The 14,234-nt window shown below is 60.4% G+C and carries 14 protein-coding genes; 10 read left to right on the top strand and 4 right to left on the bottom strand.

Annotation, left to right across the window (positions count from 1 at the left end; translation table 11 throughout):
• Nucleotides 1-18: 18 nt before the first annotated feature.
• Nucleotides 19-1,668 carry a phosphoglucomutase (alpha-D-glucose-1,6-bisphosphate-dependent) gene (gene pgm / locus M2366_RS02130; RefSeq protein WP_259268826.1) on the bottom strand — a complete coding sequence of 550 codons (1,650 nt, stop codon included), beginning with the start codon at nt 1,666-1,668 and terminating at the stop codon, nt 19-21.
• 103 nt (nt 1,669-1,771) lie between these two features.
• Nucleotides 1,772-2,305 carry a replication initiation negative regulator SeqA gene (gene seqA, locus M2366_RS02135; protein WP_042039711.1) on the bottom strand — a complete coding sequence of 178 codons (534 nt, stop codon included), beginning with the start codon at nt 2,303-2,305 and terminating at the stop codon, nt 1,772-1,774.
• A 223-nt stretch (nt 2,306-2,528) separates the two neighbouring features.
• On the opposite strand from seqA, the gene M2366_RS02140 reads away from it, so the two are divergent.
• Genes M2366_RS02140 through fldA form a run of 4 tightly spaced genes read left to right on the top strand, consistent with a single transcriptional unit; the run spans nt 2,529 to nt 4,479 of the window.
• A complete protein-coding gene (locus M2366_RS02140) occupies nt 2,529-3,323 on the top strand; it encodes an alpha/beta fold hydrolase (protein ID WP_259268827.1) in 795 nt (264 codons plus the stop codon).
• Nucleotides 3,324-3,379: 56 nt separating this feature from the next.
• On the top strand, nt 3,380-3,601 hold the full coding sequence (locus tag M2366_RS02145; protein WP_005894863.1) for a DUF2788 domain-containing protein: 222 nt from the start codon (nt 3,380-3,382) through the stop codon (nt 3,599-3,601).
• A gap of 17 nt (nt 3,602-3,618) precedes the next feature.
• Nucleotides 3,619-3,915: a LexA regulated protein gene (gene ybfE, locus M2366_RS02150; RefSeq protein WP_005894861.1), complete on the top strand. Its 297-nt coding sequence runs from the start codon at nt 3,619-3,621 to the stop codon at nt 3,913-3,915.
• 39 nt (nt 3,916-3,954) lie between these two features.
• Nucleotides 3,955-4,479 carry a flavodoxin FldA gene (gene fldA, locus M2366_RS02155; protein ID WP_005894859.1) on the top strand — a complete coding sequence of 175 codons (525 nt, stop codon included), beginning with the start codon at nt 3,955-3,957 and terminating at the stop codon, nt 4,477-4,479.
• Between the two features lie 72 nt (nt 4,480-4,551).
• Here fldA and M2366_RS02160 read toward each other — a convergent pair whose 3' ends face one another.
• The gene (locus tag M2366_RS02160) at nt 4,552-5,040 is read right to left on the bottom strand and encodes a DUF4442 domain-containing protein (RefSeq protein WP_224432578.1); all 489 of its coding nucleotides are present in this window, start codon (nt 5,038-5,040) and stop codon (nt 4,552-4,554) included.
• 241 nt (nt 5,041-5,281) lie between these two features.
• On the opposite strand from M2366_RS02160, the gene fur reads away from it, so the two are divergent.
• Nucleotides 5,282-5,710 carry a ferric iron uptake transcriptional regulator gene (gene fur, locus M2366_RS02165; protein WP_005894855.1) on the top strand — a complete coding sequence of 143 codons (429 nt, stop codon included), beginning with the start codon at nt 5,282-5,284 and terminating at the stop codon, nt 5,708-5,710.
• A 117-nt stretch (nt 5,711-5,827) separates the two neighbouring features.
• On the opposite strand, the gene glnS is transcribed toward fur, so the two are convergent.
• Nucleotides 5,828-7,489, bottom strand: a complete 1,662-nt coding sequence (glnS, locus tag M2366_RS02170; RefSeq protein WP_259268828.1) for a glutamine--tRNA ligase — start codon at nt 7,487-7,489, stop codon at nt 5,828-5,830.
• A gap of 522 nt (nt 7,490-8,011) precedes the next feature.
• On the opposite strand from glnS, the gene M2366_RS02175 reads away from it, so the two are divergent.
• From M2366_RS02175 to M2366_RS02195, 5 genes are read left to right on the top strand one after another with little or no spacing between them, the layout of a single operon-like run.
• Entirely contained in the window at nt 8,012-10,843 is a 2,832-nt protein-coding gene (locus M2366_RS02175; RefSeq protein ID WP_259268829.1) for a xanthine dehydrogenase family protein molybdopterin-binding subunit, read from the top strand.
• Nucleotides 10,840-11,370, top strand: coding sequence for a (2Fe-2S)-binding protein (locus tag M2366_RS02180; protein ID WP_042039715.1), 531 nt, complete (start codon nt 10,840-10,842; stop codon nt 11,368-11,370). Before M2366_RS02175 ends, M2366_RS02180 begins: the two co-directional genes overlap by 4 nt.
• A complete protein-coding gene (locus M2366_RS02185) occupies nt 11,367-12,581 on the top strand; it encodes a cytochrome c (RefSeq protein WP_259268830.1) in 1,215 nt (404 codons plus the stop codon). The genes M2366_RS02180 and M2366_RS02185 overlap by 4 nt, the downstream gene beginning before the upstream one ends.
• Entirely contained in the window at nt 12,574-13,557 is a 984-nt protein-coding gene (locus M2366_RS02190; RefSeq protein ID WP_259268831.1) for an XdhC family protein, read from the top strand. The genes M2366_RS02185 and M2366_RS02190 overlap by 8 nt, the downstream gene beginning before the upstream one ends.
• Nucleotides 13,547-14,113: an NTP transferase domain-containing protein gene (locus M2366_RS02195; protein WP_259268832.1), complete on the top strand. Its 567-nt coding sequence runs from the start codon at nt 13,547-13,549 to the stop codon at nt 14,111-14,113. Before M2366_RS02190 ends, M2366_RS02195 begins: the two co-directional genes overlap by 11 nt.
• Nucleotides 14,114-14,234 lie beyond the last annotated feature (121 nt).

Genomic DNA, 14,234 nt, shown 5'->3' on the forward strand with positions numbered 1-14,234 from the left:
CAACGCGAGCGCGCTGACTCAGACGCCAGCCTTGGCCAGGGCCGCGGAGACAATCTGCTGGGCCTCTTGCTGGATCAGATCCAGGTGCGCCTCGCCTTTGAAGCTCTCCATGTAGATCTTGTAGATGGACTCGGTGCCCGAGGGGCGCGCCGCGAACCAGCCGTGCTCTGTGGTCACCTTGAGGCCACCGATGGCGGCATCGTTGCCCGGTGCCCGGGTCAACTTGGCGATGATGGGATCACCCGCCAGCATGGAAGCCTCCACCAGGGCGGGATCCAGCTTGGCGAGCACCGCTTTTTGGGCGCTGTTGGCTGGCGCATCGATACGGCGGTAGCTGGAGCGGCCGAATTTCGCTTCCAGGGCATCATAGTGGGCCTGGGGATCCTTGCCGGTCACAGCCAGGATTTCAGCGGCCAACAGCGCCAGGATGAAACCATCCTTGTCGGTGGTCCAGACGCTGCCATCCTTGCGCAGGAAGGAGGCGCCGGCGCTCTCTTCGCCGCCAAAGCCAAACTCGCCGCTGTAGAGGCCATCCACGAACCACTTGAAGCCGACCGGCACCTCTTTCAGAGTCCGACCAATCTCGCCGGCGACCCGGTCAATCATCGAAGAAGATACCAGGGTCTTGCCGACCGCTGCCGCCTTGGGCCAGCCGGTTCTGTGGGTGAACAGATATTGGATGGCAACCGCCAGGTAGTGGTTCGGGTTCATCAGCCCGGCGGGGGTGACGATGCCGTGCCTGTCGTAGTCGGGATCGTTGCCAAGGGCGATGTCGAACTTGTCTTTGAGGGCAATCAGCCCCGCCATGGCGAACGGGCTGGAGCAGTCCATACGGATCTTGCCGTCTTTATCCAGGGTCATGAAGGAGAAGGTGGGATCCACCTTGTAGTTGACCACTTCGATGTCGAGATCATAGCGCTTGGCAATCACGTCCCAATAAGCCACGCCGGAGCCACCGAGGGGGTCCACCCCTATCTTGATGCCAGCCTGCTTGATGGCGTCCAGATCCAGCACGTTGCCAAGGTCATCCACATAGGGGGTGACGTAGTCGTGCCGCACCACCAGCGGGCTCTTGAGGGCATCGCTAAACGGCATGCGTTTCACCCCGACCAAACCGGCTTCCAGAATGGCGTTGGCACGCTCTTCCACCCACTTGGTGATCTCCCCTTCGGCGGGGCCGCCGTGGGGGGGATTGTACTTGAAGCCACCGTCTTCCGGCGGGTTATGGGAGGGGGTGATCACCACGCCGTCCGCCAAGGCCGCAGGCTTGCCGGCGTTGTGATGCAAGATGGCGTGGGAGATGACCGGGGTCGGCGTGAAACCCAGATCCGCCTCGATGCGGGTCTCGACGCCGTTGCCCGCCAACACCTCAACCGCACTGGCAAAGGCCGATTCGGACAGGGCATGGGTATCCATGCCGACAAACAGCGGCCCCGTGATGCCGGCCTGCTGGCGGTATTCCACCAGCGCCTGGGTCACCGCCAGGATGTGGGATTCGGTGAAGGCATTGTGCAGGGCGCTGCCGCGGTGACCAGAGGTGCCAAAGGCCACCCGCTGTTCGGGGCGGCTCATGTCCGGCTTGTTGAGGTAGTAAGCGCTGACCAGACGGGGAATGTTGGTCAGGTCGCTTAAACGGGCCGGTTGACCGGCATGAGGATGCTGTGCCATGGCGTTATCCTTGCTGCTATACGCATTTGCTGCTTAACGAAACAGGCCCTTGCGAAGGCCCCGCACATTCAAAAACAAGAACCCTGTGAGCCGAGGCTCAGGATCATACGGTGCCGCATGCCTCGGCAATCAGGGCTTCGTCATAACCCATGCTGGCCATCAGCTGGGCAACCATATTCTGCTTGCGACTGGTGTTGGTATTGGTGATCACCCAGAAAGGGGTATCCGGTACCGGCTTGGGCTTGGTGGTGCTGCCACTGGCGCGCAGGGCCTCGGGATCCTGGGAGAAATAGACGCGCTTGCGCCCTTTTATCTCGGTTGCCTGGGTAAATTTCGCCGGATCATCCCGATAGAGCGCCCCCAACAGCAGCATGAAACGGTTGATGGATTTCTCCTCCTGCTGCAGGGCCCCCGACGCCAGCAAGGCCTGTATCCCAGACTTGTCCTGAGTGACAGGGGCCATGGTCTGCACGGTCGCCGGCGTCAACGGCTCAGCCTGGCGCGGCGCCGCGTTCAGCTTGGCGTGAGCGGACTGCTCCAGCAGGCGGCGCAATATATCGGAAGCACTCTCGCCAATGTGACGGGTCTGACTGGCAATATAGAAGTAGAGATCGTCATCAAGTTCGATGGTTTTCATAGGGTTGGCGCTGGGCTCACAGAAAGTGGGATGGTGCGATTATACATAGCCAGACCCGGCGGCCCAAGCGGCCCGTCAGATGTGCATGAATCTCCTCGAGAATACGGCATAATGGCGCATCAGATAGTGATCCAGGCCACCCATGGCGCATTTCTGGCCCACAGGAGCGAGAAACCTGAACCAGACGCCAGGATCCCGGATTGACCGCACAGGAGAACCATCATTGTCAGCCCCTTCATCAACCCTGCCGCTGCTTAATTACAAGGATCAAGGCCAGGGCCCGGCCGTGGTATTGATCCATGGCCTCTTTGGCAGCCTGGACAACCTGGGCCTGCTGGCCCGTGCGCTGACGGACCAGTATCGCGTCATCAGCCTCGACTTGCGCAACCACGGCGCCTCCTTTCACTCGGATGAGATGAGCTATCCCCTGATGGCGGCCGATCTGCTGGCGCTGCTCGATAGTCTGCACATCGAGAAGGCGAGCCTGATTGGTCACTCCATGGGAGGCAAAGTCGCCATGCAGCTGGCCAAACAGGCGCCAATGCGAGTCGAGCGGCTGATAGTGGCGGACATGGCACCGGTCGCCTATCCCCATGCCCGCCATCAAAATGTGTTTGCCGGGCTCAATGCCACCCTGGCCACTCCCCCCCAGAGCCGCAGCGATGCCGAGGCGCTGCTGGCGCAACACATCGAGATCCCGGGAGTACGGCAATTCCTGCTCAAATCCTTCGCCAAGGGGGAATCTGGTTGGGGTTGGCGCTTCAATGTGCGGGCCCTTGAGCACAACTACGCCAACATCATGGGCTGGCCAGATAGTCTGAGCCGTTTCGAGGGGCCGACCCTGTTTATCAAGGGCGGTGAGTCGGACTATATGCTGCCCGCCTATACCGAGACGGTGATGACCCAATTCCCCGCGGCCAAGGCACGCATCATCGCCGGAACAGGCCACTGGTTACACGCCGAGAAGCCGGTTTTGTTCAACAAGTTGGTTGTGGATTTCCTGTCGATAGGCGGTTAACAGTTTCAAATCCTTTGTGATATAGTGCGGCCCGTCATAAGGAGTGTGCGCAATCCATGCTGAGCCAACACATTGAACTGATCGAGAGTCTGGGCCTGAAACTATTCTTCGTGGCTGTCTTTCTATTGATTGGCCTGGCTATCCAGGACGTACTCAAACGCGGCAATGTGCCCCGTTTCGGTCGCTTCATTGTCTGGCTGGTACTGTTTTTAGGTTGCGCGGGTTTTGTCGCCAAGGGGCTGATCGAACTGAGCTGGGAAGGCTCGGGTCTCGGCTAACTGCTCATAGATGAAGTATGGCCAAACAGCAAACTGATCGAACAACATTGGATCTGTTCGCAAATGAGAAGCGCCCCGGCAGGCCGAAAACCAATCCACTCCCCCGCGAGACCCAGCTCAAGATCAACAAGCGCAATCAGCTCAAGCGCGATCGGGAGAATGGACTGAAGCGAGTAGAGTTAAAGGTAGAAGCCGAAATGCTGGAGCGCCTGAACCAACTTGCGCTGCAACAGAACGTCAGCCGCGCCGAGCTGATCCAATCTATCCTGAAGCAACAGATCGACTCTGCTCTCGTGGCGGGTCAGCTGATCTGACCGTTAAGCATCAACACCAAATACGGGTAACTAAACACTATGGCAAGTGTAGGTCTGTTTTTCGGCAGCGATACCGGTAATACCGAAGCTGTCGCCAAGATGATCCAGAAAGAACTGGGCAAACAACTGATTGAAGTCCGTGACATCGCCAAGAGCAGCAAGGCCGACATCGACAGCTTCAGCCTGCTGATGTTCGGTATCCCGACTTGGTACTACGGCGAAGCCCAAGCCGACTGGGATGACTTCTTCCCGGAACTCGAAGAGATCGACTTCACCGATAAACTGGTCGCCATCTTCGGGTGCGGTGATCAGGAAGACTATTCCGAGTACTTCCTCGATGCCATGGGCACCCTGCGTGACATCGTCGAGGCCAAGGGCGCCATCATCATTGGCCACTGGCCGACTGCGGGCTACGACTTTGAGGCCTCCAAGGCCCTGGTCGATGACAAGCACTTCGTCGGTCTGGGTATCGATGAGGATCGCCAACCAGAACTGACCGCAGAGCGCGTCAAGGGCTGGAGCAAGCAGATCCATGAAGAGATGTGCCTCGCCGAACTCGAGTGAGTCATTTCTGATAAAAAAACGGCCCTCGAGGCCGTTTTTTTATGGGATGTTGCGGGGCATTGACCTTGGCTGTCACCCACCACTCACGCCATCCCCCCTACGCTCCTTGCGCTGGCGCACATAGAGCGTGCGCTTGACCTCGGCGACCAGCTCCCCCTTCTGATCTTTTACCAATACATCAAACTCGGGGAAGTGTTTGTCCCCCTGACGGGTCGCAGCCTGGATCGAAGCCAACTTGGCTTCGGTCAGGTTGAACTCGGCCACCAGCTTGCCCTTGCCTGGCTTGATGTAGTTGATGCTGCCCGCCTTGTCCCACACATAGTAGTGATTCTTGAAGTAACCCATCAGCATCAGGGGATAGATGGGATCCGTCATGGCGAACATGCTGCCGCCAAACTGGGTGCGATTGGCGTTCTTGTTCCACCACCGCGACTTGAGGCTGACCCGGCAAGTGCGAAAATCATCGCTGAGCAGCTCTATCTTGATGCCAGCCCCCCAGAAAGGAGGCCAGGCATTGAGGGCGCGGCGCACCCAGGCCGCATTGTCAAAAAGCCAATCCATGGATCTCATCCGACCAGACAAACAGGTGTTACATCTTAACAACAATCGGCCACCAGACAAGGGGGCGAAAATAATCTAATGCGGGTGTCTTGCGAGAACATCTCGGCTAAACCCCTTTAATCACTGGGTTTATTTCTGGTGACCACAAGACCTATAATGACATCTGACCTGAGTTGAAGGTTGCCATTCCCGCGCCAGTCACTCAGAATAACCCCACCTTCGAGAATGCGAATAAGTGAATATGCCAGACAATAATCAAGCGTTAAAAAAGGCCGGGCTCAAGATCACACTGCCGCGTGTCAAGATCCTCGAGATCCTGCAGCAGCCGGAATGCCAGCACACCAGTGCCGAAGACCTCTATAAACGACTGATCGATCATGGTGAAGAGATTGGTCTGGCGACCGTCTATCGCGTTCTGAACCAGTTTGATGATGCCGGTATCGTGACCCGTCACCACTTCGAAGGCGGCAAGTCCGTGTTTGAGCTGTCGACCCAGGAACACCACGACCACCTGGTCTGCCTCGATTGTGGCAAGGTGATCGAGTTCTCCGACGAGGTGATCGAGCAGCGTCAGCGCGACATCGCCAAACACCACAACATCCGCCTGACCAACCACAGCCTCTATCTGTATGGTCACTGCGCGAACGGCGACTGCAAGCACGACGAATAACACTGTCGGCCGCGAGCAGCCATGAAAAAGCCAGCATCACGCTGGCTTTTTTTGTGTCCGCAATCCGGACCAGAGTGGCAGGGTCTCCCCTGCCCTCTTCTTGTCAGACCGTCGCGATCAGGCCTCGGCCTTGCCCCAGACGTCACGCAGGGCCACGGTGCGGTTGAACACCAGCTGCTCCGGGCTGGAGAGCTTGTTGTCGGCGCAGAAATACCCTTCACGCTCGAACTGGTAGGCAAACTCCGGCTTGGCGTCCTTGAGGGAAGCCTCGACCCGGGCACCCTTGATGATCATCAGGGAATCCGGGTTAAGCGCCCCTTCAAAGTCGTCTTCGGCTGCGGGGTTCGGCATCTTGAACAGACGATCGTACAGGCGGATCTCCGCAGGCAGGGAGTGAGTGGCGCTGACCCAGTGGATCACCCCCTTCACCTTGCGGCCATCGGCCGGATCCTTGCCCAGGGTCTCGGGGTCATAGGAGCAGTAGATGCAAGTGACCTTGCCCTCTGCATCCTTCTCGACCCGCTCGGCCTTGATGACATAGGCATTGCGCAGGCGTACTTCCTTGCCCAGCACCAGACGCTTGAACTGCTTGTTCGCCTCCTCTTTGAAGTCCGCCTCGTCGATGAAGATCTCGCGGCTGAAGGGCAGTTCACGCGTGCCCATCTCCGGCTTGTTCGGATGCGCCGGAGCGGTCAGCACCTCGTCGGCGGCCAGGTTCTCGATGACCACCTTCACCGGGTGCAGCACCGCCATGGCACGGGGAGCATTCTCGTTGAGATCATCGCGAATGCAGGCTTCCAGCATGCTCATCTCGACGATATTGTCCTGCTTGGTCACGCCGATGCGCTTGCAGAACTCGCGGATGGCCGCCGGGGTATAACCACGACGACGCAGCCCGGAGACGGTCAGCATGCGCGGATCGTCCCAACCGCTGACGTGCCCCTCGGTCACCAGCAGGTTCAGCTTGCGCTTGGACATGACGGTGTATTCGAGGTTCAGGCGGGAGAACTCGTACTGACGGGGGTGGCAGTCGATGCTGATGTTGTCCAGAACCCAGTCATACAGGCGGCGGTTGTCCTGGAACTCCAGGGTACACAGGGAGTGGGTGATCCCCTCCAGGGCGTCCGAGATGCAGTGGGTGAAGTCGTACATCGGATAGATGCACCACTTGTCACCGGTCTGGTGGTGGTGGGCAAACTTGATGCGGTAGATGACGGGATCGCGCATCACCATGAAGGGAGATGCCATGTCGATCTTGGCGCGCAGGCAGGCAGAGCCCTCTGCGAACTCACCGTTCTTCATCTTGGCAAACAGCGCCAGGTTCTCTTCCACACTGCGATCGCGGAACGGGCTGTTCTTGCCCGCCTCGGTCAGGGTACCGCGATACTCGCGCATCTGCTCGGGGGAGAGCTCGTCCACATAGGCCAGCCCCTTCTCGATGAGCTCGATGGCATAGCCGTGCAGCTTGTCGAAATAGTCGGAGGAGTAGCAGATCTCGCCGCTCCACTCGAAGCCGAGCCACTGCACGTCCTGCTTGATGGATTCGACGTACTCTATGTCTTCCTTGACCGGGTTGGTGTCATCGAAGCGCAGGTTGCATTGGCCCTGGTAATCCTTGGCGATGCCGAAGTTCAGGCAGATGGACTTGGCATGGCCGATATGCAGATAACCGTTCGGCTCGGGAGGGAAACGGGTATGCACACTCTTGTGCTTACCACTGGCCAGATCTTCATCGATGATCTGACGGATAAAGTTGGTTGGGCTGCTCGCCTCGCTCATGAATTCACCTCGAATGTCTCAGCTCATGGGGCAACCGCGCGCCCCCGCTTAGAAACCGACAATGATCCACTATTCATCCATGAGGCTCAACAGGAATTTGCCGCCGCGCCCTGGCTGACATCACGCCAGATGCCATTTGCCTCGACGCGGGGTCGCTTCCCGGCCACAGACTTCCTTTATTCCGCAGCCATCGGCTCTCGGGCAAGCGACTTCCCCACGGAGAAGCGTGGGATGCACCTGGGCATAAAGGTGTCCTGTGAGCGCAAACACATGGCTGCTTGATATTGCGGCGAGATCACACTTCAATGTTTTGAAACAAACTTGTAACATTTAGCAAATCACACCGTGAAGCTGAACAGAGTTGGAACCAACAGAAACCAGGCATTTTCCAAACGGCATCATCCTAGTATCCTATTTACAACTTTGTCATTTTGCTGCGACATCAGGGAAGATGGTCGACAACACCTGTCCCCTCCCTTTCCCCCGAGCCACTCGCCTCATCCTCAAACAGGTAGCTGAGCCATGTCCTACTCCGTATCAAGACGTGATTTCATCAAGCAGTGCGTCATAGCCGGCATCGCCGTCTACAGCGCCCCCCTCCTCGCCAACCTCTCCCTGTCCGGCATGGAAGACGAGGTCTTCGATCCCGCCTTGCTCGGCCAGTGGAAGCAGGGTGGCAAGGTCAAGTTTCGCAGCGATGGCCTGGCCAAGGTCACCGGCCAGAAGATCTACAGCCGGGACTATCGCGCCCAGGATCTGGCTGGCTGGCCGTCCCAGCAGCAACATGCGCTGCTGATCCGGGTCGACAAGGCGGATCGCCTCTATCTGGGGCTGGATCTCTCCATGCTGCCCGCCAATGCCCAGCCCAGCCGGGTGATCACCGCCGCCGATCTGCTGCGCGATGGCATCGAGCTGCCCGCCTTCTACGGCATCAACATGATGGTGAGCGAGGGCACTACCCCGGACTACCTGGGCCATGCGGCCGCCATGCTGTTCTTCCCGGATTTCGCCACCTTCAACAGAGCCAAACACACTCTGCAATTCAACACCAAGGTGGTGCGCTACGGCGAGGTGACGCCGCTGGTCGCCGCCTCCCGCGATCCCTGGGCCTGCTGGCGCATTATCCGGATCGAGGGCAAGCTCGGCATGGCCGATCAGTACAGTGCCTTGCAGAATGGACTCTTCTTCCCGGCCATCGCCAGCCACCAACCGGTATGGCCGACGGCCAGGGCCGATGGCAACGCCGGTGAGCAGGGGATGCATCAGGCCGAGCTGGTCCACAAGGAGCTGGAGGCCGAGGACGCCCTGGTACTGGATCGCACCTATCAGACCCAGTTCATCGAACCCATGATGATGGAGCCGGAAAACTTCAACGGCTGGTTCGACGCCAAGGCGCGCACCATGCACCTGGTGGTGAGCACCCAGTCCCCCCACGACTTCTACTACGAAGCCGCCGAGATGCTGGCCAAGGGGCCGCTGGCCGGCAAGGTCGACAAGCTGGTGGTGCACTCCCCCTTCATCGGGGGTGGTTTCGGGGCCAAGGATCACACCATATTCCCCTTCTACGGCCTGCTCGCCACCCTCTATGCCGACGGCCCGGTGCGCCTGGCCAACGATCGTTTCGAGCAGTTCCAGGGCGGCCTCAAGCGTCATCCGTTCAACATGCACAACAAGCTGGTGCTCGACAAACAGAGCGGCCAGTTCCGTGCACTGATCAGCGCCATGACAGTGGACGGCGGCGGCCGACTGAACTTCACCGGTTCGGTGACCAGCGTAGGTGCCAGCGCCATCCAGGGGGTCTACTACCTGCCCAAGAATGACATCACCGCGGTCGCCCTGCCCTCCGAGAACCCGGACTGCGGCTCCATGCGAGGCTATGGATCCTTGCAGTCCATGGCGGCCATGGAGATGATGGTCAACGAGGCCGCCGCACTGCTGAACATGGATCCGCTGGAGTTGCGGCGCCGCAACCTGATCAAGCCCGGTCAGCCCAATACCCAGGGGGCCATTCCCGAGGGCAACAACCGTTACCCCGAGATCCTGGCGATGGCCGAACAGCACGAGACCTGGGCCCAGCGCCTGGCCAGAAAGCAGGCTTATGAGGCCCAGCATCCGGATCGCCTGCACGGCACGGGTTTCAGCATCACCACCAAGGACTATGGCACCGGCGCCGTGGCCCCCTCCGCCTGTGTCGAGCTGACCAGCAAGGGAGAGATCCTGCTCAAGATCAGTGGCATGGAGATGGGGACCGGGATCCAGACCTCCCAGGCCGAGATCGTCAGTCGCTACTTCGGCCAACCGGCCGACACCATAGCGCTCGCCGAAATCGCGCTCTGGGAGAGCTTCAAGCTGGAAGAGACCGACAACCCCTACACCATCTCCCAGGAACGCCAGGACGAGATGCAGAAGAACCCGCGCTGGACCCTGGCCATTCCACAGGCCTCATCGGCCTCCATCTCCTCCTATTTCCAGAGCCACGCCACCGTCACCGCGGCCCGCATCCTGTTCGAGCAGACGCTCTGGCCGGCAGCAACCGCCATCTGGCGCAAGCAGTACTTTGTCGGCCAGGCGAACCTGGATCTGGGCCCCGCCAGCGAGGCGAGCTGGACAGCTGCGGGGCTGACCACCCGTGGCATGCCGCCGCTGCCGCTCGCCCTGCTGGCGGCCCACGCTCACGCAAATGGTCTGATTACCGGCGCCATGGTGCACAGTTTCAACCGCTGGGCCTGGGCCGAGTGCGACTTCACCATAGAGGGACAGAGCCAACGTCTGCCCATCGATGCGCTGGCGCTGCGCTACGGCGACGGGGCCAGCAGCGAGAAGCGGGCGCAGGCCGACGCCAACGGTTACCAGCTGCTCGATCGCACCCAGGCCCACTACCCCAGCACCAGCCTGAACAACGCCATGGTGACCTACTACGCCCCCTGCGCCACCCTGGTGGAGATAGCGCTGGAAAAAGGCTCGGGCAAGGTACATATCCTGTCCGCCCACAGCTGGCTGGACGCCGGTCGGGTCATCGTCCCCGAACTGGTGGAAGGCCAGATCCAGGGCGGCCTGGCCATGGGGGTCGGTCATGCACTGTATGAGTACCTGCCCGCCGGGCAGGACGGGCCGGGCAACGGCACCTGGAACCTGAACCGCTATCGCGTGCCCACCGCAGATCAGCTGCCAGTCTGGAACCTGACCCACACCCTGCTGGAGCCCCTCTCGCCGACCGATGCCACCAAGGGCATAGGCGAAGTGGTGATGATCCCCGTGGTCGCCGCCCTGGTCGAAGCCATCTATCAGGCGACCGGCACCCGCTTTTACCATCTTCCCGTCACAGCAACCGACATTCAGAAGGCCATCCAATGACCACAGTAACCATGACCATCAATGACCGTCTCGTCGGCCCGCTCGAGGTGGATGACAACACCATGATGATCGACTTCCTGCACGAGTATGTGAACCTGACCGGCACCAAATTCGGCTGCGGCGTCGGCGTCTGTCATGCCTGCACCATAGTCGTCGACAAGGAGGATGGCAGCAGCGAGAGCGTGCGCACCTGTATCAACGGGGTGGGCCGCTTCAACGGCAAGCGAGTTCGCACCGTGGAAGGACATGCAATGCGCAACAGCATGGGCAAGATCATCGCACTGAGTCCGGTGCAGCAAACCTTCCTGGATCACTTCTCCTTCCAGTGCGGCTGGTGCACCTCGGGTTTCGTCAACGAGACCACTGTGCTGCTGGAACGGCTGCGCAAACAGCCGGTGGGGGTGGCCGATCTGGAGCAGACTATCTCGGCGGCACTGAACGATCACGTCTGTCGCTGCACCGGCTACAAGAAATACTACGAGGGGGTCAAGGCCATGCTCATCAAAGAGGGAGTGGTCAAATTATGAACCTCTCCAGACTGGCATTAGCACTGCTGCTAGGCATCGGGGTCGTTACCGGCGCCAAGGCCCAGGATCCCTTGGTTGAGCAAGGGCGTTATCTGGCCAAGGTCGGCGACTGTGCCGCCTGCCACACGACCGAAAGCGGTCAGACCTACGCGGGTGGCCTGGCCTTTAAAACCCCTTTTGGCGTCATCTACTCCACCAACATCAGCGCTGACAAGAAACAGGGTATCGGCAACTACAGCTATCAAGACTTCTATGAGGTGATGCACAACGGCAAGGCGCCAACAGGGCGTCTCTACCCCGCCATGCCTTACACCTCCTATCATCTGGTCACGGATGCAGACATGAAGGCGCTCTATGCCTACTTCATGCAGACCAAGCCAGCCGCCACCCCGAACCGTGACAACGAGGTCGGCTTCCCCTTCAATGTGCGCACCGGGCTATTGGGCTGGAATCTGGTGGCTCATGACGACACCGCCTTCGCACCCGACGCAACAAAAAGCGCCAATTGGAATAGGGGTCGCTATCTGGTAGATGGCCTGGGGCATTGCGGCGAGTGCCATACGCCACGCAACTTCTTCATGGCAATGGATTCATCCCACTATCTGCAAGGGGCCAGGATCGAAGGGGTGATGGCCCCCAACATCACCGCCACCGAACTCAGGCGTCAAGGCTGGACCCAGGACTCCCTGAGCAAGCTGCTGCAAAAAGGCTACTCGATCAAAGGGGGCGTCTTCGCAGGCATGTATCCGGTGGTGGAGAAGAGCTTTGCCTATCTAACAGAGGAAGACATGCATGCGGTGACCAGCTACCTGCTCGACAGCGACACGCCCCTCTCATCCCCTGAGCCCAAACCGGCTACCCTGGATACCCGGCATCCCGGTTATGCCCTCTATCGCAACTACTGCACCGGCTGTCATGGCCAAGAGGGTCAGGGCAAGCCGAACGTGACTCCGGCCCTCTCCAGCAATGGAACCCTGGATCAGCCGAGTCCAGTCAATACCCTGGCCATACTGCTCCATGGGATCCCGGCCCAGAGCTACAGCCAGACCGAGCGCTTTGCCCCCATGCCCGGGTACATCAATGAGATGAGTGATCAGGATCTGGCGGATCTGACCAACTTCCTGCGCCAGACCTGGTCTAGTCAATCCGTCAAAGTGAGTGCCGACGAGGTCAGGACGCTTAAGCAGGAGCTGGCCGAGCATCATGAGTGACCATCACGTCGAAGTACTGCGCCAGAGCTTGACGTGGCTGGCCCAGGGCAAAAGCGTCTGGCTGTGCAGCATAGTGGCCACCTATGGCTCGGCCCCTCGTCCCAGGGGGGCACTGTTTGCCACCGATGGTCTCTGTCGCAGCGGCTCCATCTCCGGTGGCTGCATCGAGGATGCCTTCGTCGAGAAGCTGGCCAGAGGGGAGCATGACGCCCCCCTGAGCCTGCTCGACTATGGCTCCCACCTGACCCCGGATGGCAGCCAGTTCGAGCTGCCCTGCGGGGGCAGTATCCAGCTATTGGTCGAGCACCTGATGCCGGGGGATGAGGCCACCCAAGACTTGAATAGGTGGCTGGCCTTGCAGCAAAGCGCCACCTCCTTCGTGCGAGAGGTTCGCATTGCGCAAAGGGAGAGGACCTACCTGAGCGGCGAACGCCTTTGCGGGGACGAGCCAGGGGTCGTCCGCCTCGCCTATGCCCAGCGCTGGCGCCTGCTGCTGCTGGGGATCAGCCAGGTGAGCGAACAGGTGGCCAGGCTCGGACAGGCCGCTGGCTTCGAGGTCTTGCTGTGCGATACCCGCGAAGCTTATCGATCCGACTGGCACTGGGGACCCGAGCAGGGGGGCATAGCGGTGCAGTGGTGCGATCCCGAACGTTTCGTCGAGCGTCACGCCACAGCCCAGAGCGCCGTGCTCGCCCTGGCCCACGACCCCCGCATCGATGACGCCGGGTTGATGGCGGGGCTCGAATCCGACGCCTTCTACCTGGGCGCCATGGGCTCGGTACGCACCAGCGAGCGCCGACTGGAGCGATTGCAACGGATAGGGGATAGCAGCCAGGCACAGCTGGCGCGGATCCATGCCCCCATAGGGCTGCCCATCGGCAGCAAGTCTCCGATCGAAATCGCCATTGCCACCCTGGCCGAGGTGATCGCCGTCCGCCATGGAATCCGCATGAGGCTCAGGCAAGATGCAACCTGAACGGGTCGCCCTGCTGCTGGCCGCCGGCTTCTCCCGTCGCTACGGCAGTGACAAGCGTCTGGCGGGTTCGCCTCCGCTGATCCTGCGCACCCTGGCGACCCTGCTCCCCAGCCATGATCGCGTACTGGTGGTGCTGCGCCGCGAAGACGAGGTGCTGCGCCGCCTGCTGGCGGACTCCGGGGCAGCGTTGACCCAGGTACCGATCGACGGCGGCCTGGGGGACAGCCTGGCCCATGGTGTCCGTACCCTGCTGGCGAGCGGCCGCCCCATCCACAGCCTGCTGGTGGTACTGGCCGACATGCCACACCTCTCCCCCGCCAGCCTCCAGGCCTTGCAGGTCGCCCAGGATGGCTGCTCGCTGGTTCGCCCCGTTTACCTGGGGGAGCAGGGCCACCCCGTCAGCTTCCCCGCCGATCTGCTGGCCGAACTGGCCCACCTCTCTGGCGATCGAGGCGCCAAGCAGGTGCTGGATCGCCACATCGACCGGCTGATCTGTCTGACACTCAACGATCCCGGCTGCGTGCAGGATATCGACTGGCCAGACGACCCGCTCTGACCGGCCAATCCTCTGGGGCAACATTTTCCCGCACCTTTCACTCCATCCCCGCCAGACTCCGTCCGGCGCCCCCCTGCACGACAGATAAAAAAAGACCCCGCACCAGGCGGGGTTTCAAGAT

Origin of the sequence: Aeromonas sp. BIGb0405 (genome assembly GCF_024807335.1) — a bacterium.
Lineage (GTDB): Bacteria > Pseudomonadota > Gammaproteobacteria > Enterobacterales > Aeromonadaceae > Aeromonas > Aeromonas rivuli.